Source organism: Streptomyces anulatus, from assembly GCF_000721175.1.
Lineage (GTDB): Bacteria > Actinomycetota > Actinomycetes > Streptomycetales > Streptomycetaceae > Streptomyces > Streptomyces anulatus_C.
The window spans coordinates 23,865-42,095 of the sequence record NZ_JOEZ01000030.1; the positions used below are offsets into that span (position 1 = coordinate 23,865).

Below are 18,231 nucleotides of genomic sequence, written 5' to 3' on the forward strand. Positions count from 1 at the left end.
CGTCGATGGGCATCCCGCTGCGGGCCCCCCGGTACCGGCAGAGCGCTGCCCTCGGTCGTGGTCTGCTGAGGCAGCGTCATTCCTGGCCGCGGACCACGGTGACGGGGCAGTGGGCGTGGTGCAGCAGGGCCTGGCTGACCGAGCCGAGCAGCAGGCCGGTGAAGCCACCGTGTCCCCGGGCGCCGGCCACCACCAGTTGAGCGTCGCGGCTGGCCTCGATCAGTGCCGGGCGGATCCGGGAACGCTCCAGACGGCGCTCCACCGTGACCTGAGGGAACTCCTTCTGGCAGGTGGCGACCGTCTCGTCCAACAGGCTCTGCTCGGCCTCACGGAGCCGTTCGATATCCACCACCATGGCGTTGAGGGGGTCGCCGGGGCCTTCGTAGGCGCGCTCGCTCCAGGTGTTCCAGACGTGCAGGGCCACCAGCGGCACCCCGCGCAGGGCGGCCTCGGCGAACGCGAACTCCACCGCCGCGCCACCGGCATCGGAGCCGTCCACGGCCAGCAGCACCGCTCCGGCCGGATCGGGGCGGCCTCGCACCACCATCAGCGGGCAGTGGCCATGTGCGGCCAGGTGTACCGCGGTCGAGCCCACCAGCAATCCCGAGAAGCCGCTCAGCCCCCGGCTGCCGACGACGGCCAAGGACGCCGACCGCGATTCGATCTCCATCACCTCCAGCGCCTCCCCGGCCACCACCGACCGGGTGACGGTCACGCCCGGCGCCGCCGCGTGCGCCCGTTCCTCGGCGCCGGCCAGCACACCGTCGACCATCGGCTCCAGACCGTGGGCGGCCGGGCTCCACGGTGGCCCGCCGGCCGGACGGTAGCCAGGCGCGTGGCCGAAAGCGTGCACGATCCGCAGCGGGGCGCCGCGCAGGCGAGCCTCACGAGCCGCCACGTCGACCGCCTCAAGGCTCGAGGCGGAACCGTCCACACCCACGATCACCGGATCAGTCATTGCATTCTCCCGTCCTGGACGCCGCCGATGCGCGGCTCGTCGACCCCCATCCTGGGCGCAGCCACCGCGTTGCGCCCAGGGACCATCAGGCCGCCTTCAGGACCACTCGGCCCTGCCGAGCGGCCCTGAAGCCGTCGCGACCGGGCAGGGCTGCGCCCTCGCCGTGCGGACGTACATGCCCCGCGGCGTCATCACCGTCCGTTCGGCAGTCCGCGTCAGCACCCCGGAACTGGCCGGCGCGCCCGTCGGCGGGACGTGGTCAGTGCTGCGCGCCCGCCGCCCGCACCACCGCGACCGGGCAGTGGGCGTGGTGCAGCACGGCCTGGCTGACCGAGCCGAGCAGCAGTCCGGCGAACCCACCGCGCCCTCGGGCACCGACCACCATCAGCTGTGCGGAGCGGCTCGCGTCGATCAGCGCCTCGCGCGTTCGGCCGTGCACCACCCGGCGCTCCACCACCACGTCCGGGTAGCGCGCCCGGTAGCCCGCGAGCGCCTCGGACAGCAGCGTCTCCTCCTCCTCGGCGAGAGCGCCCGGTGGGTTGGCGTACGGAGCGGACGCGTCCTGTGGAGCGGGCAGTGGCGCGTTCCACGTCGTCCAGGCGTGCAGCGCCACCAGGGGGGCCTTCCGACGCTCCGCCGTGGCGAAGGCGAAGTCCACCGCCGGTTCGCCCGCGGCCGAGCCGTCGACGCCCAGCACGACCGGACCGTCCGCGCGTGGCTGCTCGCGAACCACCAGCACCGGACATCGCCCGTGTGCCACCAGGTGCACCGCCGTCGACCCGGCCAGCAGCCCGCCGAACCCGCCCAGCCCCCGGGACCCCACCACGACCAGCTCGGCCGCGCGGGACTCCGCCTCCAGGACGGTCAGGGGCTCACCGGTCACCACGGCGTGGCTGACCTCGACATCCGTCGATTCGGCCCGCGCACGCCCGACCGCCTCGGCCACCAGCCCCTCGGCCATCTTCCGAAGCGCGTCCTCGGACGGGTCCATCGGCGGCGGCCCCAACGGCGACGTGCCCCCCGGAGAAGGGCGCGGAAGCACGTACGTCACCGGCCAGACCAGCGCGTGCACCACCCGCAGCCCCACCCCACGTGCCCGCGCCTCCCGAGCCGCCGCCTCCACCGCGGCGAAACTCGACTCCGACCCGTCCACACCCACGACCACCAGACCACTCACAATGCCTCCTACGTCCGGACCGCCTGGCTCTCTCGTATCCCAGCCCACCCCGCTCATGCTCCTCCTGCCATGGGGCGTGTGGGCCATTTTCAGGGCCGACCGTCCCGACACGCTCGTCCGACACGGCCGCTGCCGGCGCCCCGGCGGGAGGCAGTTGTCGTACGGAGGCCCCGTCCGGCCCTCAGTGCGGGGCCGCTCGGGCTCTGCCGGCCCGAGCGCGACGGGAGGAAGAGTGACCCGTGGGCCTCCGCGGCCGATGCCGGAGCTTGAGCTGCCGTCCTCGGATGCCGAATACACCGGGCACGGCGGTCAGGACTACCGAGCCGCACGACAACGGTTTCACGGCGGACGGGATGAGTGCAGGTGGACGTCAACGAAGTGCTACTGCCGGGTGTGGGGCTGCTCTACGAGTTCGTCAATCGGGAGGGTGACAAGGTCGGTGTGGTCGCACGGCGCTCGGGCGACTTCGAAGTGGCGGTCTACGGAGAAGGTGACCCGGACCAGGCAAGGGCCGTGTTCCGGCTCACCGGCGAGGAGGCCGACGTCCTCGCCGAGATCCTGGGCGCGCCGCGCATCGCCGAGCGGTTCGCGGATCTGACCAAAGAGGTGCCCGGGCTCAGCGCCGGGCAGGTCGAGGTGCTCGCCGGCACCCCGTTCGTCGGCCGCCCACTGGGAGAATCCAGGGCACGGACACGGACGGGCGCGTCGATCGTGGCGATCGTCCGTGATGAGGAGGTCATCCCGTCCCCCGGGCCGGAGAAGGTCCTCAGTGCGGGGGACGTACTGGTGGTGATCGGGACCCGCGAGGGGATCGCCGCAGTGGACCGCCTCGTCCGGGGCTGAGCGGATGCACATCTCGGTCGCCCTGCTGCTGGAGCTGGGCATCATCCTCGCTTTCCTGAGCATGCTCGGCACGCTGGCCCGACGCTTCGCCCTGTCCCCCGTCCCGTTGTATCTCCTGGCCGGCCTGGCGCTGGGAGAGGGAGGAATCGCCCCCGTCCCGGCAGCCGGCTCCTTCGTGGAGACCGGCGCGGGCATCGGCGTCGTCCTTCTGCTGCTGGTGCTCGGTCTCGAGTTCACCGTGCCGGAGTTCACGGTCAGTCTGCGCCGCCATCTGCCCTCGGCATGGGTCGATCTCGTACTGAACGCGACCCCCGGCGCGGTGGCGGGATGGCTGTTCGGGCTGGACGCCGGAGGCATCCTCGCGCTCGCCGGGGTGACCTACATCTCCTCCTCGGGAATCATCGCCCGGCTCCTGGGCGACCTGCGGAGGATGAGCAACCGGGAGACCCCGGCAGTACTGTCCGTGCTGGTGCTGGAAGACTTCGCGATGGCCGCGTACCTTCCGCTGCTCGCCGTCGTGGCCGCCGGAGGCACATGGCAGCAGGCCCTGCTCGGAGTGCTGCTGGCCCTGGGCGCCGTCGTGGCCGCGCTGACCATGTCCTACTGGTGGGGGCATCATCTGGGGCGACTGCTGTCGCACCCCGACGCGGAGCAGCTGCTGCTGCGCGTCCTCGGCGTGACACTCGTCGTGGCGGCCCTCGCGGAGGCCGTCCACGTCTCGGCGGCGGTCGGCGCCTTCCTGGTCGGGCTCTCCCTCACGGGCGAAGCGGCCGACCGGGCACGGAAGGTACTGAGCCCGCTGCGAGACCTGTTCGCCGCGGTGTTCTTTCTCGCCATCGGCCTGTCCATCCCGCCGGACTCGCTGCTGCCTGTACTTCCGGTCGCCTTGCTCCTGGCCGTTGTCACCGCCGCGACGAAGGTGGCGTCCGGTTGGTACGCGGCACGCCGCGCGGGAGTGGGACGCCGAGGACGGCTGCGGGCGGGGACCGCGCTCATCGCCCGGGGCGAGTTCTCCATCGTCATCATCGGCCTCATGGGCAACGGCCATGACCGGCTCCCTGGTCGCCGCCTACGTCCTCCTGCTCGCCGTGGCCGGCCCCGTCATCACCCGCTTCACCGGACCGCGCCCGTCCGATGCGAAGCGCTCACCGCGACGCCGCATGCGCGTGTGCTGATCCGTCAGACGGCGGACGCCAGACGGCAGACGGCAGACGGCAGACGGCACCGAGATCTCCGCACGGAGGGGCTTCAGCCTCGAAGGACCGGCGTACGAGCCTGCGACAGCGCGTGGGCCGGGCGGCCCGGCCGAGAGCCCGGCCACGCGGAACGGGCCGCCGCAAAGCTGAATCCCGCGCTTCTCCCTCATCCGGTACTGCTCTGGGCCGCGCAGCGGTGCAACCGGGCAGGCAAGTGGGGCCGAACGGCTCACCAGCGGGTCCTGTCGGTACATGACTCATGCCCCTGCCAGCGGGCAGCCTGAGTCAGGAGTCTTCGCAACAGGCGAATGCGTCTGCGACCGGCAGCATGCCACCGACCGGACAGCCGCCGGAGGAAGAAGGGAACCGGCACGATGATCACCACCACGATGACCGCGGCCCTGCCGCCCGCCCACCGGAACAGGCTGATGCGCACGGCCAGGGAAGCCGTCTTCGAGCCGGGTACCCGTCTGCTTGAGGAGGGCGGGCCGGCAGACCGGTTCTGGATCATTCGGAGCGGCACCGTCGCTCTCGACTCGCAAGTCCCCGGGCAGCGGGCCCCGACCATCGGCTCTCTGGGTCACGAGGAGCTCCTCGGCTGGTCCTGGCACTTCCCGCCCTACCGGTGGCAGCTGGGCGCCCAGGCCGTGAGCCCGGTGCGCGCCTGGGAATTCGACGCGGCGACCGTGCGGGCCATGTGTGCCGCGGACGCGGAGTTCGGGCGATCGATCGCTGTCTGGGTCGGCTCGGTGGTCGCCTGCCGGCTCCAGGCGTCACGCAAGCGGCTCCTCGACCTGAACGCCCCTCGCGGCGGCGAAGACGGAACATGAGCGCGCCCTTCGCACACTGCCGGCCGTGTCGCGCACCATGCGGGCGGTGCGGTGGTCCGCCGGGCGGCCGGCGGACCACCTCGGTCCTGGTCCCTCACAGCGTCACCTCTGCCGTGCCCTGGGCACGGTAGTAGGCACCGTCCACCGGCTCCGTCGCACAGTCCGGCGAGTCAGCTGTCCTGTTACCGCGAACTCTCCGGCAGGGCGGTCTGCCGCGTGTCGCGGGTGAACGGGTAGGCCACCGCCTGGCAGAAACCGGTCCGCTCTCCCCGTCGTCCCCGTCGTCCCGCGTCGGAGCCTTTGCCCTCACTCCGGTTCGGGCACGACCACGACAGGGCAGCCGGAGTGGTGCAGGACCGTGTGGGCGACCCGTCCGAGACGGGGTCCCAGGCGGCCGGGACGCCGTCGGCCGACGATGAGGAGGCCGGCGTCTCGCGAGGCGGCCAGGAGGACCCTGTGGGCGGGGCCCTCCACCGTGCGCCGACGCAGCCGAAGCTCCACGGGAGCGTCGGCGAGAGCTTCCTCCAGCTCCTTGGCCGCCCGTTCCTCGTGCAGGCGCTCGGGATCACCCGCGAGCAGAGGGTGGTCGACCGTCTCGTGCACGGGGCACCGCCACGCCCGTACCGCCTCCAACGCGACACCGCGCCGCTTCGCCTCCGCGTAGGCGAAGCGCACGGCCGCTGTCGGCGCGTCGGCCACTCCGACGACGATGTGGTCCTGGCCTCCGCCGACGGCGCGGTTGCTGTGGTTGCCACGGATCACGATGACCGGGCAGTCCGCTTGTGCGGCCACGGTCAGACTGACGGAGCCCAGAAGCAGATCTGCGATACCGCTGCGTCCACGGGTGCCTACGACCACGGCGGACGCGTCGCGGCTTTCGCGCACGAGGGCGTGCTCGGGCTCCTCCAGCACGTCGGCGGTCGTCACGGGCAGCTCTGCATGATGGCGCAGCGCCCGCAGGGCCGCGGCCGCGAGGATGTCCTCCGCGGCGACACGCCCGGACGAGCTGCCGACTTCCGGCGCGAGTGCGGGCCCCTCGTAACGCTCCCACAGGGAGGCGTACACGATCCGCAGGGGCACCCGGCGCAGGGCGGCCTCGTCGGCCGCCCAGTCGACGGCCCGCAGGCTGGGCTCGGAGCCGTCGACGCCGACGACCAGGGGCAGGTTCATCGCTCTCAGCCTCCCGCGCCGAGGTCGAAGACGATGCGGGCCTTGACCTGCCCGTGCAGGACCTCGTCGATCGATTCGTTGACGGCGGTGAGCGGGCGGGTCTCCTGGATGACCTTCGTCCGGCCGTCCGCGTGGAGCTGGAAGACCTCCGCGAGGTCCTGGCGGGTGCCGACGATGGAGCCGATCACCGAAGTGCCGTTGAGCACGGTGTCGAAGATGGGCACCTGGATGGTGCCGTGCGCGGGCAGGGCCACCATGACGAGCTTCCCACCGCGCCGCAGACCCGAGTTGACGGCTTCGAAGGCGGCCGGGCTGACGGCGAGAGCGAGTGCGGCGTGAGCGCCGCCGTGCCGCTTCAGCTCCGCCCCGACGTCCTGGGTACGGGCGTCGATGAGGATGTCGGCCCCCAGTTCACGGGCGAGTTCCAGCTTCTCGTCGGTGACGTCGATGGCGGCGACGGTGGCTCCGGCGATCTTCGCGTACTGCACCGCCAGATGGCCGAGACCGCCCACCCCGGAGATGGCGACGAGCTGTGCCGGCCGGACGCCGGCGACCTTCAGGGCCTTGTAGGTGGTGACGCCCGCGCAGGTCAGCGGGGCCGCGTCGACGGCGCTGACGCCCTCTGGCACCAGCTGGGCGAAGTTGGCCCAGGCCAGCATCTTCTCGGCGTATCCGCCGTCGCAGCCGTAACCGGTGTTGACCTGGCTCTCGCACAGCGTCTCCCACCCCGACAGGCAGTGCTCGCACCGCCCGCACGCGCTGCCGAGCCACGGCACGGCGACCCGTTGACCGACGGCGAGATGAGTGACACCCTCGCCGAGCTTCTCCACGAGGCCGACACCTTCGTGACCGGGCACGAACGGCGGGGTGGGCTTGACGGGCCAGTCACCGTGCGCGGCGTGGATGTCGGTGTGGCACAGCCCGGACGCCTCTACGCGGACGCGGACCTGTCCGGGGCCGGGCTCGGGGTCGGGGCGCTCCTCGATGACCAGGGGCTGACCGAATTCCCGTACGACCGCTGCCTTCATGATGTCCTCGTTCTCTTGTGTCCGGATGTGCGTCAGGCGTGTGCGACGACGGCGACGGGCGCGGTGGAGTGGTGGAGCACCGCGTGGGTAACGGCACCGATGTGGATGCCGATGGGGTTACGGCGTACGCGCCGGCCGACGACGACGAGGGAGGCGTCACGGGAGGCGTCGACCAGGAGAGCGGCGGCGCTACCCGGGCGGGACACCTCGACGACCTCGACGTCCGGATACTTCTGCCGCCACGGACGCAGGGTCTCGGCGAGTGCGGCGGCCCTCTGGCGGGAGAACTCCTCGTGGTCCTCGAAACCCGGCCCGATGGTGTACACGGCATAGGGCCACGAGTCCCAGGCCTGGACCGCGTACAAGGCGGTCTCGCGGCGCTTCGCCTCCTCGAAGGCGAAGGCGATGACGGCGTCGTCGGGGCTGCCCAGGCCGAGGACGACGGGCCGGAACGCAGTGGCGGCGGACGGAATGCCCGCGGGGTCCATGACGTGCTCGTCGGCGGCCTGCTCCCCGGCGCGCACCAGGACCACGGGCACCTTGGTCCGGGCGATCACGGCCTGTCCGACGGAGCCCACGAGGAATCCGCCGAGCCCGCTCAGCGCCCGGGACCCGAGGACCAGCAACTCCGCGTCGCCGGCGGCTTCTACGAGGGCCTCGGTCGGCGTCCCGGTACGCTGCTCGGTGCTCACCTCGACCCCTGGGTGACGCAGTCTCAGCCCTTCGGCGGCTTCGCGGGGGACCCGCTCGGTCCAGTGCTGGTGGGTCTCTGCTCCCAGGAGCGGGGCCTGGGCCATCGGCTCCGGCACCGGCATCCACACGTGGATCAGCCGTACCGGCAGGTCACGCAGTTTCGCCTCGCGCGCCGCCCATTCGGCAGCGGCTCCGCTCTCGGCCGATCCGTCGAGTCCTACGGTGATCGTGCGGGCCATGATGGTCTCCTCCGGTGTCGGATGCTCTGGTTCCAGCTTCGCGTTCGGCAGGTTCTCGCGGCAGGGGCCGCTGGTCCCCCGCAGGGGCCGACCGGCCCCATCGGTGCGGGTGAGCGGCGGTCCGGGGCACCGGGGGTGCTCAGCCGCAGGCACCCGTTGCCCGGGACGGCCGGAAGCGGACGGCCACAGCCGCGCCGGGTCGAGCGGCACCGGGCGGGTACCGCTCGACCCGGCGCGGCCGGAGCGGTCCGCCCGGGCCGCTCCGGCCGGCGCGGGAGAGAAGGCATCGCACCGGGCCGACCACGACGTGACAAGTGAAGGCCGGTACGCCGTCGTCGGTGCTCGGCAGCCGCACTTCTGTGCCGGGAATCCGCTCGGTCCGCTGCTGCGCGGCACCGGTGCCCGCGAGCACCGTGCGGCATTCCCCGCGTGTGTGTGAGGTACTGAGGTCTCTCCCCCCACGCCCCTTCGTCAGCACGGCGAGGCGATGCGGGCGGCGGTCCTACCTGGGGGGACAGTCGTGAGGCACGACCGCCACGGGGGCAGTGGCGTGGTGCAGAACGGCGTGGGTGACCGGGCCGAGGCGTCGCAGGCCCGCCTCGTGACTGCGCCGCCCGACGACCACGAGGCCGGCACCTGCGCTGTTGGACAGCAGGACCTCGGCGGCCGAGCCGATCTCGAAGTGCTTGACGACCTCGACCTGCGGATACTTGTCGAGCCACGGCTCGAGGGTCTCGGCCAGGACCTCCCTGTTGATCTGCTCCAGACCGTTCGCCTCGTCGGCCAGGTACAGCGAACCCGGACTCCAGGCGAGGGCCGTCGGGACACTCCAGGCGTTTACGGCGCGCAGGGTCGCTCCGCGTTCGGCCGCGGCTGAGAAGGCGAACTCCAGGACCGCGTCACCGATCTGCCCGGGTTCCACGCCGACCACCACCTCCTGAGCCTGCTGGGGCGCGCCGGAATGCGGCTTCCCGACCATGACGACCGGCCCGGCCGCGTGGCGCAGCACCTTCATCGAGATGGAACCGAGCAGGTAGCCGGTCAGGGTGCCGTAACCGCGCGATCCCAGCACCAGCATGTCGGCGCGTGCGGCTTCGGCCAGGAGGGTGGGCACCGGGTCGTCGACGATCAGCTCGGTCGTGACGTCCAGGGCCGGATGCTCCCTGGCCACGCGGGACCGGGCCTCGTCGAGCATGTTGCGCACCCAGCGCTCCTCGGCCGCCCGGTCTCCGACGTACGCCTCGTCGGTGGGTCGCCAGACCCAGGCGTGGACCAGTCGCAGGGCCGATCGTCGGCGCTCCGCCTCCTGGGCCGCCCAGTCCGCCGCCGCCGAAGCGTGGTCGGTCCCGTCCAGTCCTACGGTGATGATGCCGGACATGTTGCCTCCTGATGCTGTCGCTGGGAGGGGAAGACTCCAGCGGACGTGCTGACATGATGAAGTGATGGTATGAGCCTCGCACGGGGCCGGCATCCGGCGCTGGAGCCGATCGTCCCTGGTGTGGGCCTGAGCGGCCCTGGTTGTGCTGCCGACGGGGCCTCGAACCGTCTCTCGGCCCGGGAGTGGACGGCGCGACCGCCGGGAGGGCCGCTCCGGGGAGCCGGTGTGCCGTGGAAGTTGAGACAGCCGACCCGGCGGTCTCTCTGTCAGCGTCGAGCCGACCGTACGCGCTTCACAGGTGTGGGACCACTGCGACCGGGGCCGCGGCGTGGTGCAGCACCGCTTGCGTGACCGGCCCGACGTGCGCGACGAACGGTGAGCGGCGTACACGCCGCCCCACCACCAGCAGTGAGGCGTCCGCGGAGGCGTCCACGAGGTGGTGGGCGGCCCTGCCGACGACACACTGTTCTGTGACCTCGACCTGCGGGAACGTGCCGCGCCACGGCCGCAGTACGTCCGTGAGCGCGCTCGCTTCGCGCAGTCCCCGGGCGACCCGGTGGCCGGGGTCGGCGGCTGCGGGGTCGTGGTCGAAGACGGCCGGCGCGGTCCAGCCGTGGATGACCAGCAGCCCGGCCGCGCGAGCGGTGGCGGCTTCGAAGGCATAGGAGATCAACTCGTCACACGGCCGGGAGAGGTCGAGGCCGAGCACCACATCGAGGTACTGCCTGCCGGCCGCGCTGCCACCGGCCCTGCCGTCCTCGGCCCGTTCGCCGGGCCGCACGACGACGACCGGGCGCTCGGCACGTGCGATGACGGGCGAGGACACCGATCCGGCCAGGAAACCACCGAGGACACCGAGCCCTCGCGATCCCATCACCAGGACCTCCGCCTGCTCCGTCGCGGAGAGCAGCACCTCCGCGGGGCGCCCGATGACCTGCTCGACGCTGACGTCGAGGTCGGGATGCCCCTCCCCCAGCCGATCGGCCGTCTCAGCGAGGACGCGCTCCGCCCCGTGCCGGGTCATGGTGGTTCCGTCGGATGTGGTGCCCATGCCCCCCGACAGGGCGGGGCTGAAGAGCGGCGAACGGTCCTGCCGGGCATGGAGGAGGTGCAGGGGCAGACCGCGCAGGCGCGCCTCTCGGGCAGCCCACGCCGCTGCGGCGAGCGACTCGGCCGAGCCGTCCACAGCGGCGATGACGGTACGTCGTGACATGGTTTCCTCCGAATGCGGGGTGCGTCTGGTCGAGGAGCGGCGGCAGAGCGAAGGCGAGGGCAGGGCGACGGCCCGGATGCGGCGCCTGGCGGCGGCGCGCGGGCCGTCGAGCGCGAGCCGTCCGATCCCGGGAGAGCCGGAAGGGGCGGTACGGCGGTGGGATGGTCCCCCTACAGGGCCGGGGTGATCAGTCCGTAGTGTCCGTCGTAGCGGTGGTAGAGCACGCTGCCCCGGCCGGTGCCGGTGTCGTGGAAGAAGACGAAGGGCAGGCCGGTCAGGCGCAGTCGCTGGACGGCCTCGTCCACATCGCTCGCGGGGACGGGAACCGTGCTGGCGCTCAGCGGTCCCTCGAAGTCCCGTTGCCGGCCGGTGGTCCCGAGCGACGCCATACGATGCCGGCCGCCGACAGCGTCCCGGTAGACCACGCTGTCGTGCCCTGAGGCCAGGTCGGTGAAGAGCCAGAAGTCGTGGTCCATGGCCTCCAGGTCGATCACGGCGTCCTGCGGTGTCTGCCGGGCCAGGCTGAACGACTTGTGCCGGATGATGCGGCGCTCTTCGGCCGGAAGGTGCTGGCGGTGCGGGCGGTGCTCATGACCCGAGCCGTCCCGCCACGTCCGGTCGTCCGTGCCACCGCGCGATCCGCGCGCCCTGTTCCGCCGTGCGCGGGCGATGCGCGCGGTCAGGCGTTCCTGCAGGAGATCGACGGCCTCGAACATGGTGGTCGCGGCGACATGGGCCCGCACCGGCCTGCCGTTGACGTCCACCACGGCCTGAGCCGACGCCGGACGGGCCGCCGAGGCGTTGGCGGCTTGCGTGAGCTTCACCTGGGCCGACAGGACCGGTTCGCTCACATGGCTGATCACCACGAGCACCTTCCTCCGGGCGTAGGCTTCCGCCCCGTCCGGCACCTGTCCTCGGTTCCGCACCTGGACGTCGACTTCTTCGCTGGTCCTGAGACCACTCATGGCAACTCCTCCTCGGTCTCCCCCAGCCTGGCTCGCGCCGCTCATCCCCGGCAGTGCCGACGGGTCCGCGCCGAGGTGCCACCCGTACCCGTGGGAGGCCCGTGCGCGAGGACCACCGGACTGCCGGTGAGGGCCCTTCGGCCCACAGCCACCCGCGGAGCCCGGAGGGTCGGGAAGGACGGGCGGCGCAGCGCGGACCGCGCTACGCCGCTCGCCGGCAGGCAGCCCGGATCACGTGTCCTCAGGCGATGCTTCCGGCAGGCGCCCGTGCGGACCCGAGCCGTTCGTGCTCCGGGACGCACCGTGCGGACGGGTGCGGGACACCGCCCGCCGTCCACCGGACCATGACGGCTCGTGCGGACCAGGCTCGTGGACCGCCGGTGGAGCGGGCAGGGATCGAAAGAGGCCGGTCGGGCCGGCCGGAGGACACCGCCGCAAAGCCCCTGCGCAGGTAGGACGATCTCGTGTCGGCGGAAGGTGGGGGCCGATGTCCGGGCGCACCCGGCGGATCACGTGGGCAGGTTCACTCCGTAGAGGGTGCGCCCGCCGACCAGTTCCCGGCCGGTGACCAGTTCCGGCTCGATACGGACGAAGACCTCCACGGGCCAGGGCACCCAGGAGCGGGGCCCGGTGCGGACCAGGCGCTCGTACTCGTCGGGGTCGGTCACCACCGAGGCGAGACCGGTGACGACGACGCTCCAGCCGGAGTGCGCCGCGGTGTCGAACTCGTCGGCCTCGAAAGCGACGACGGCGCCGTCGACGGCGCGGACCAGCTCGGAGGAGGCTGACGTACGCAGCAACACGGCACCGTCGTCATCGAGAAGATAGTTGACCGGCAGGACCGCCGGCAGGGCGTCGCGCGTGTGGACGATGCGCCCCACAGTCGCCTCGGCCAGTCGGCGCAGGCTCTCCCGCCGGTTCAGTTCGCGAAATCCGTCATTGCGGTACATCAGCCGGTCGCCTTTCCGTGCGTGGTCCTGCGCGGATCTTCATCGTTCACGGCAGGGACGGCCGGCGTCGAGGGCCGACCGTCCCTGACCTGCCGGAGAACGGCCTCACGCCGATGTTCTCTCCCGCTGCCCCGCTCGTCGTGCCGTACTCGGGCTGCGTAGACGCGGCCGGCCACCCCGCACCACCTCGCGGCTCCCCGCGGCACACTCGTGCCGTGTCGAACCGATTCGCTGATCTCCGCGTCCGGGCGCGGGAAGACGCGCGGCAGGTCGTGCCGGGCGACGATGCTCGGCTGGCGCGGGCAGGAGTCCGGTGGCCGGCGTGGCGGCAGGCGTGTCCGCGCGTCAGTCGTGTGCGACGACGGCGACCGGCGCGATGGCGTGGTGCATGACCGCGTGGGCGACGGCACCGATGTGCGCGCCGAAGGGGCTGCGGCGCACGCGCCGGCCCACGACGACGAGGGAGGCGTCGCGCGAGGCGTCGATCAGGAGGCCGGCGGGACTGCCGAGCCGAGAGACCTCGGCCACCTCCACATCCGGGTACTTCTCCCGCCACGGCAAGAGCACTTCGGTGAGTGCCATGGCCTGCTCCCGGATGATGTCCTCGCGAAGGTCCACACCGGCGGCCAGGCTGTACGCGTAGTAGGACGGGAGATTCCAGCCCGTGGCGACGGTCAGCACGGCCTGGCGGCGCCGTGCCTCCTCGAACGCAAAAGTGATCACCGTGCCGTCGGGACTGTCGGTGTCCAGACCCAGGATCACAGGCCGGAAACCGGTAGCGGTGGACGGAAGGCCGGCGGGGTCCTCGACGTGCTCGTCGGCGGCCCGCTCCCCGGCGCGCACCAGGACCACGGGCACCCTGGTCCGGGCGACCACCGACTGGCCGACCGATCCGACCAGGAAGCCCGTGAGGCCACCCAGGGCGCGGGAACCCAGCACCAGCAGTTCCGCGTCGCGCGTGGCGTCGAGCAGAACCTCGGCCGGAACTCCTGTCCGCTGCTCGGTGGCCACCTCCACGCCGGGGTGACGCAGCATCAGTCCCTGCGCGGCTTCCCGGGGAATCTGCTCGGTCCAGTGCTGATGTGTCTCGGCGCCGAGAGGCGGAGCCTCAGCCATGGCCTCCGGCACCGGCTGCCACACGTGCAGCAGCCGTACCTGCTGCTCCCGCAGCGCCGCTTCGCGGGCCGCCCACTCAGCTGCTGCCCGGCTCTCGGGCGAGCCGTCGAGTCCTACGGTGATCGAGCGAGCCATGCTGCCCACCTCCTGTGTCGTTCGGTCTGTTCTCAGCGTGTCCTGCGGCGGCCGCACGGGGCAGGGGCCGCTGGTCCCGGAAGAGAGCCGACGGTCCCTGTCGACGGGCTGGTGGGACGGGCCCGTCGGCGGACCCGCCCCACCAGCGATGTTCAGCGCAACCATCCGTGGTCACGGACGACCGGGAGCCGGGCCCACAGCCGACCCAGACCGAACACGTCACCGGCCGAGACAGCGGCCAGAGCGATCAGCAACACCGCATAGACCAGGTGATAGTCGGCGAACGGGTTCGTCGACATGCTCGCCGACCCGTTTGACAGGTGCTGCGCGGGCGGCCACTCCGCCACCCACATCAACGCCATCATCACCGTTCCCGCGAGCGCCGCCAGACGCAGCGCCACCCCCGCCGTCAGAGCCAGCCCGACCCCGAGCAGGCCCAGCATGAACAGCCAGTCCGCCCAGGCCGCACCGGCCCACGCGTGGAACGTCGACTCCATCGGACCGACAGCGACATGCCCGAGGAATCCCTCGGTGGGCGAAACACCGTCGGTCCAGCCCTTGCCGGAGGCGGTCGCGTAACCGAAGCCGAACGTTTTGTCGAGGAAGGCCCACAGGAAGACGAAACCCATCAACACACGTGCAGAGGCCAGAACATGAGCCGAGGCGGTACGCGTGCCGGCACCCGCCGACACGTCCGCCTCCGGTCCGGAAGCCGCCTGGGTCCTGCGTAACGACGGCAGGTGGAAACCCGAGCGGCGGTGAGTGGGCTGGTGCACGGCCATGACGATGGTCCCTTCAACACTGTCCGAGTGGTTCCCGACATCGCTCACTCTTCCGGCCCGCGCCACCGTGCACCCGACGCCGAAGGTCCGCAGCGAAGGGCTGAACGACCCCTAGAAGAAGGGGCGTTCGGCGTATTCGAGCGAGCAGTCCGGACCGGTGCCGGACGAGTTCCCCAAGGTTCTCGCGCATCCGCACGCGCGGACACGGACCGGGGCCGGGCAGGGTCATCCACCAGCCCGCCGACTCGGACATGGACCGGGAGGAGTTCCGATGAACCGCACCACGCTCGACACCCCGCCCCGGGAACGGCCGGTCGGGGCCGCCGTGGCCGGGCCACCCCTGCACCGCACCCTGCCCTGGCGCTGAGGCCGCTCTCGCGGAGGGTCGGGCCCGCCCCTACCAGGACCGCCGGGAACCGACCGGGTGCCGCGTGCCTGGGGAAGGGGCGGGCAGCAACGCGACGGACGCCGACAAGGCCGCCGAGAACCGCCGGCGGCTCAGCGGGCCCACCCCTCGTCGCTGGGGCTTCCACGCTGTGGGCCGATGGCCAGGCGAGCTGCCGCCCCGCTCGACAGCGGCCTCCGGAAAAGGGGCCGAAGAGCCGCTCAGCAGCTGAGCCGCGCTTCACGAGGCGGGACGGGCACCCTCCGCAGTGCCCCCCTGTCTGACGATTCCCGTCTGCCTCACGACGCCATGCGGGCACTCTCGCCGTGCCGGCCCCAGACCCACGTACGCCCAGTACGAGGGCCTGGGGCCGGCCCGCCGAGAGCACGCACCTGACGCCGCGCGGCCGCCCCGCGGGCGACGACGGGAATCGTCAGACAGGCCCTAGAACTGTCCCAGGGGAGCGTGCCACACGAGCCGCGCCCCCTTTCCCTCCGGGCTCTCCAGCTCCATGTCGCCGCCGAGCGTCCGCGCGCGTTCCGCCATGTTGGCCAGGCCGCTGCGGCGGCCTCCGGCCGGGATGCCGACGCCGTTGTCCGTGACCGTCAGGCGGACCTGCTTGCCGTCGGTGTCCAGCACCACGTCGGCGCGGTCGGCGCGGGCGTGCCGGGCGATGTTGGTCAGGGACTCGGTGAGGACGGCCATGACATGGTCGGCGGTCTGACCGGGCACGTGCGTGTCGAGCAGGCCCTCCATGCGGACACTGGGGGCGAAGCCCAGAAGAGGAGCCGCCTCACCGATCGCGCGTACCGCGCGGGAGCGCAAGCCGGGCGCCGCGTCGTCGTCGCGGGAGCGGAGGCCGAAGATCGTCGATCTGATGATCTTGATGGTTTCGTCGAGGTCGTCCACCGCCCGCAGGATCCGCTCGGAAGCCACGTCGTCCTGGACGCGCCGCCCAGCACTCTGCAGCGTCATGCCGGTGGCGAAGAGCCGTTGGATGGCCAGGTCGTGCAGGTCGCGTGCGATCCGGTCGCGGTCCTCCAGCAGCGTGATCTGCTCGGCGTCCTGGCGGCGTTCCGCCAGCTCCATCGCGACGGCAGCCTGCGCGGCGAAGACCTGGAGCGACTCGGTCTCCTTCTCGGTGAACTCCCGGCCGCCCGACTGCCGGACCAGCAGGACCACCCCCTGGGCCTCGTCGCGCGAGCCGATCGGCACGGCGACGGCCGGTCCCAGCCCTTCGAAGCGCGGCGGGCCGACCGAGAGCGGGAAGTCACGTGAAACGTCCGCGGTGGTGACAGGAGCCCGGCGAACGAACGCCTGCCCGACGAGAGTGCCTTCCACCGGCAGGACGACCCCCCGCCACACGTCGGCCTCCTGGCCTATCGCGAGTTCCACGGCGAGTGTGTCCGTCCCCCTCACGGGCATGGCCACCACGCTCAGGGCCGAAGCGGTGATCTCCCTGGCCCGCTCCGCGATCAGCGGCAGCACCCCGCCCTGATCGGCGCCGGACATCAACGTGTGGGTGATCTCCGCGTTCGCCTGCAGCCAGCGCTCCCGTAGCCGGGACTCCTCGTAGAGGCGGGCGTTGTCGATCGCCACGCCGGCCGCCACGGCCAGCGTGGCGAGCACCGACTCGTCGTCCTCGTCGAACTGCTGCCCGCCGCGCTTCTCCGTCAGGTACAGGTTGCCGAAGACGTGGTCACGCACCCGGATGGGGACGCCGAGGAAGGTGTTCATCGGCGGGTGGTGGGCCGGGAAGCCGTAGGAGGCCGGGTGCTCGGAGAGCTTGGGCAGTCGCAACGGCTCCGGGTGGCGGATCAACTCGCCCAGGATGCCGTGGCCTTCCGGGTAGGGTCCGATCCTCGCGATCTGTTCCTCGTCCACACCCACCGTGTGGAAAGCCGACAGCCGTAGGCCGTCCGGGCCGATCACCCCGAGCGCGGCGTACTCGGCGTCGACCAGTGCCGCCGCGGCCTCCACGATGCTGCGCAGCGCCTGCTCCAGGTCCAGCTCACGACCGACCGACAGCACGGCCTCCAGCAGGCTGTGAACCCGGTCCCGGGTCCCTCGCGCCGCGTCCAGCCGGGCCTGCAGCTCCTCCAGCAACTCGTCCAGTCGCAGTTGCGGCAGTCGTACCCGTGCCTCGCCGGCTTCCTCGGCGTTCTCCACCCGCTGCTCCTCCAACGCCACACCGCCTGTCGGCAACCGCCCCGTTCAACCACCACAGTAACGGCTCGAACAGGACGAAGACGAGGGACCACCGCAGCGTGCGGGTCAGCCGGCCGCCCGTTCGCCTGCCTCCCGGTCAGACGGCGTGGATCTTCTCCGCGCTCACCCGCCCGGTCGAGAACCACGGTCAGGCCGGCCGGCGCGCCGTCCTCGCCCGGCCCCCCGCCTTCAGCGCCCTTCGGGTCGCATACGGTCGCGGGCCTGGGTGGCGATGACCGCGGCCTGGATGCGGCGCTCCACGCCGAGCTTGGCGAGCAGGCGGGAGATGTGGTTCTTCACCGTCTTCTCCGCGAGGTACAGCCGCTGCCCGATCTGCCGGTTGGTCAGCCCTTCACCGATCAGGTCGAGGATCTCGCGCTCGCGGTCGGTCAGGCCCGGCAGCATCTCCGGCTCCTCGGGCGGGCCTCCGCCCCGCAGCCGCGCCATGAGCTTGGTCGTGGCGCTCGCGTCCAGCAGCGACTGGCCACGGGCCACCGTCCGCACGGCCGTGACCAGGTCCGATCCCTGGATCTGCTTCAGTACGTAGCCAGCGGCTCCCGCCATGATCGAGTCCAGCAGCGCTTCCTCGTCGTCGAAGGAGGTCAGCATCAGACAGGCCAGGTCCGGCATCGTCGAGCGCAGTTCACGGCAGACGGTCACCCCGTCGCCGTCGGGCAGGCGCACGTCGAGGACGGCCACGTCGGGCCGCAGGGCGGGAACCCTCACCAATGCCTGCTCCGCCGTCGCCGCTTCTCCGATGACCGTGATGTCCGGTTCATCCTCCAGCAGGTCGTGCACCCCTCGCCGTACCACCTCGTGGTCGTCCAGGAGAAACACCCTGATCGGGCTGCCCGTGCTGCCGTCCTGCTCGCCGTGCGTCATCGACCGCTCCTCTTGTGCCTCGTCCTGTGCTGGCATCCTCATCCTCTCGGACGGTCCAGGACCAGGGCCGGTCGACCCCCACT

General features: G+C 72.0%; 16 protein-coding genes. 3 read left to right on the forward strand and 13 right to left on the reverse strand.

Annotated elements, in window-relative coordinates; all coding sequences use genetic code 11:
• Nucleotides 1-76: 76 nt before the first annotated feature.
• Nucleotides 77-958 carry a universal stress protein gene (locus IG90_RS0129445; protein ID WP_030591041.1) on the reverse strand — a complete coding sequence of 294 codons (882 nt, stop codon included), beginning with the start codon at nt 956-958 and terminating at the stop codon, nt 77-79.
• 259 nt (nt 959-1,217) lie between these two features.
• Complete coding sequence (locus IG90_RS0129450; protein ID WP_030591043.1) at nt 1,218-2,135, reverse strand: universal stress protein; 918 nt, start codon at nt 2,133-2,135, stop codon at nt 1,218-1,220.
• Between the two features lie 363 nt (nt 2,136-2,498).
• On the opposite strand from IG90_RS0129450, the gene IG90_RS0129455 reads away from it, so the two are divergent.
• From IG90_RS0129455 to IG90_RS0129465, 3 genes are all read left to right on the forward strand, one after another.
• Complete coding sequence (locus IG90_RS0129455; RefSeq protein ID WP_030591046.1) at nt 2,499-2,978, forward strand: cation:proton antiporter regulatory subunit; 480 nt, start codon at nt 2,499-2,501, stop codon at nt 2,976-2,978.
• Nucleotides 2,979-2,982: 4 nt separating this feature from the next.
• Entirely contained in the window at nt 2,983-4,458 is a 1,476-nt protein-coding gene (locus IG90_RS39870) for a cation:proton antiporter (RefSeq protein ID WP_233436117.1), read from the forward strand.
• A 90-nt stretch (nt 4,459-4,548) separates the two neighbouring features.
• Complete coding sequence (locus tag IG90_RS0129465) at nt 4,549-5,004, forward strand: cyclic nucleotide-binding domain-containing protein (RefSeq protein ID WP_030591049.1); 456 nt, start codon at nt 4,549-4,551, stop codon at nt 5,002-5,004.
• A gap of 306 nt (nt 5,005-5,310) precedes the next feature.
• Here the strand turns inward: IG90_RS0129465 and IG90_RS0129470 are convergent, their stop codons facing one another.
• The 11 genes from IG90_RS0129470 to IG90_RS0129525 all read right to left on the reverse strand — a co-directional run bounded on the left by IG90_RS0129470 (nt 5,311) and on the right by IG90_RS0129525 (nt 18,148).
• The gene (locus IG90_RS0129470) at nt 5,311-6,174 is read right to left on the reverse strand and encodes a universal stress protein (RefSeq protein ID WP_030591051.1); all 864 of its coding nucleotides are present in this window, start codon (nt 6,172-6,174) and stop codon (nt 5,311-5,313) included.
• Between the two features lie 5 nt (nt 6,175-6,179).
• Nucleotides 6,180-7,202: an alcohol dehydrogenase AdhP gene (adhP, locus tag IG90_RS0129475; protein ID WP_030591054.1), complete on the reverse strand. Its 1,023-nt coding sequence runs from the start codon at nt 7,200-7,202 to the stop codon at nt 6,180-6,182.
• A 32-nt stretch (nt 7,203-7,234) separates the two neighbouring features.
• On the reverse strand, nt 7,235-8,134 hold the full coding sequence (locus IG90_RS0129480; protein ID WP_030591057.1) for a universal stress protein: 900 nt from the start codon (nt 8,132-8,134) through the stop codon (nt 7,235-7,237).
• A gap of 502 nt (nt 8,135-8,636) precedes the next feature.
• Nucleotides 8,637-9,512 carry a universal stress protein gene (locus tag IG90_RS0129485; protein ID WP_030591071.1) on the reverse strand — a complete coding sequence of 292 codons (876 nt, stop codon included), beginning with the start codon at nt 9,510-9,512 and terminating at the stop codon, nt 8,637-8,639.
• 292 nt (nt 9,513-9,804) lie between these two features.
• Complete coding sequence (locus IG90_RS0129490; RefSeq protein WP_030591074.1) at nt 9,805-10,725, reverse strand: universal stress protein; 921 nt, start codon at nt 10,723-10,725, stop codon at nt 9,805-9,807.
• Nucleotides 10,726-10,895: 170 nt separating this feature from the next.
• A complete protein-coding gene (locus tag IG90_RS0129495) occupies nt 10,896-11,690 on the reverse strand; it encodes a sigma 54 modulation/S30EA ribosomal C-terminal domain-containing protein (RefSeq protein ID WP_030591077.1) in 795 nt (264 codons plus the stop codon).
• A 509-nt stretch (nt 11,691-12,199) separates the two neighbouring features.
• A complete protein-coding gene (locus IG90_RS0129500) occupies nt 12,200-12,640 on the reverse strand; it encodes a pyridoxamine 5'-phosphate oxidase family protein (protein ID WP_030591080.1) in 441 nt (146 codons plus the stop codon).
• 345 nt (nt 12,641-12,985) lie between these two features.
• The gene (locus IG90_RS0129505; RefSeq protein ID WP_030591082.1) at nt 12,986-13,891 is read right to left on the reverse strand and encodes a universal stress protein; all 906 of its coding nucleotides are present in this window, start codon (nt 13,889-13,891) and stop codon (nt 12,986-12,988) included.
• 152 nt (nt 13,892-14,043) lie between these two features.
• A complete protein-coding gene (locus IG90_RS0129510) occupies nt 14,044-14,673 on the reverse strand; it encodes a DoxX family membrane protein (RefSeq protein ID WP_030591094.1) in 630 nt (209 codons plus the stop codon).
• Nucleotides 14,674-15,502: 829 nt separating this feature from the next.
• Nucleotides 15,503-17,227 (reverse strand): GAF domain-containing sensor histidine kinase, encoded by a 1,725-nt coding sequence (locus IG90_RS0129520; protein WP_030591098.1) that lies wholly within the window; start codon nt 17,225-17,227, stop codon nt 15,503-15,505.
• 228 nt (nt 17,228-17,455) lie between these two features.
• Nucleotides 17,456-18,148, reverse strand: coding sequence for a response regulator (locus IG90_RS0129525; protein WP_030591101.1), 693 nt, complete (start codon nt 18,146-18,148; stop codon nt 17,456-17,458).
• Between the last annotated feature and the right edge of the window lie 83 nt (nt 18,149-18,231).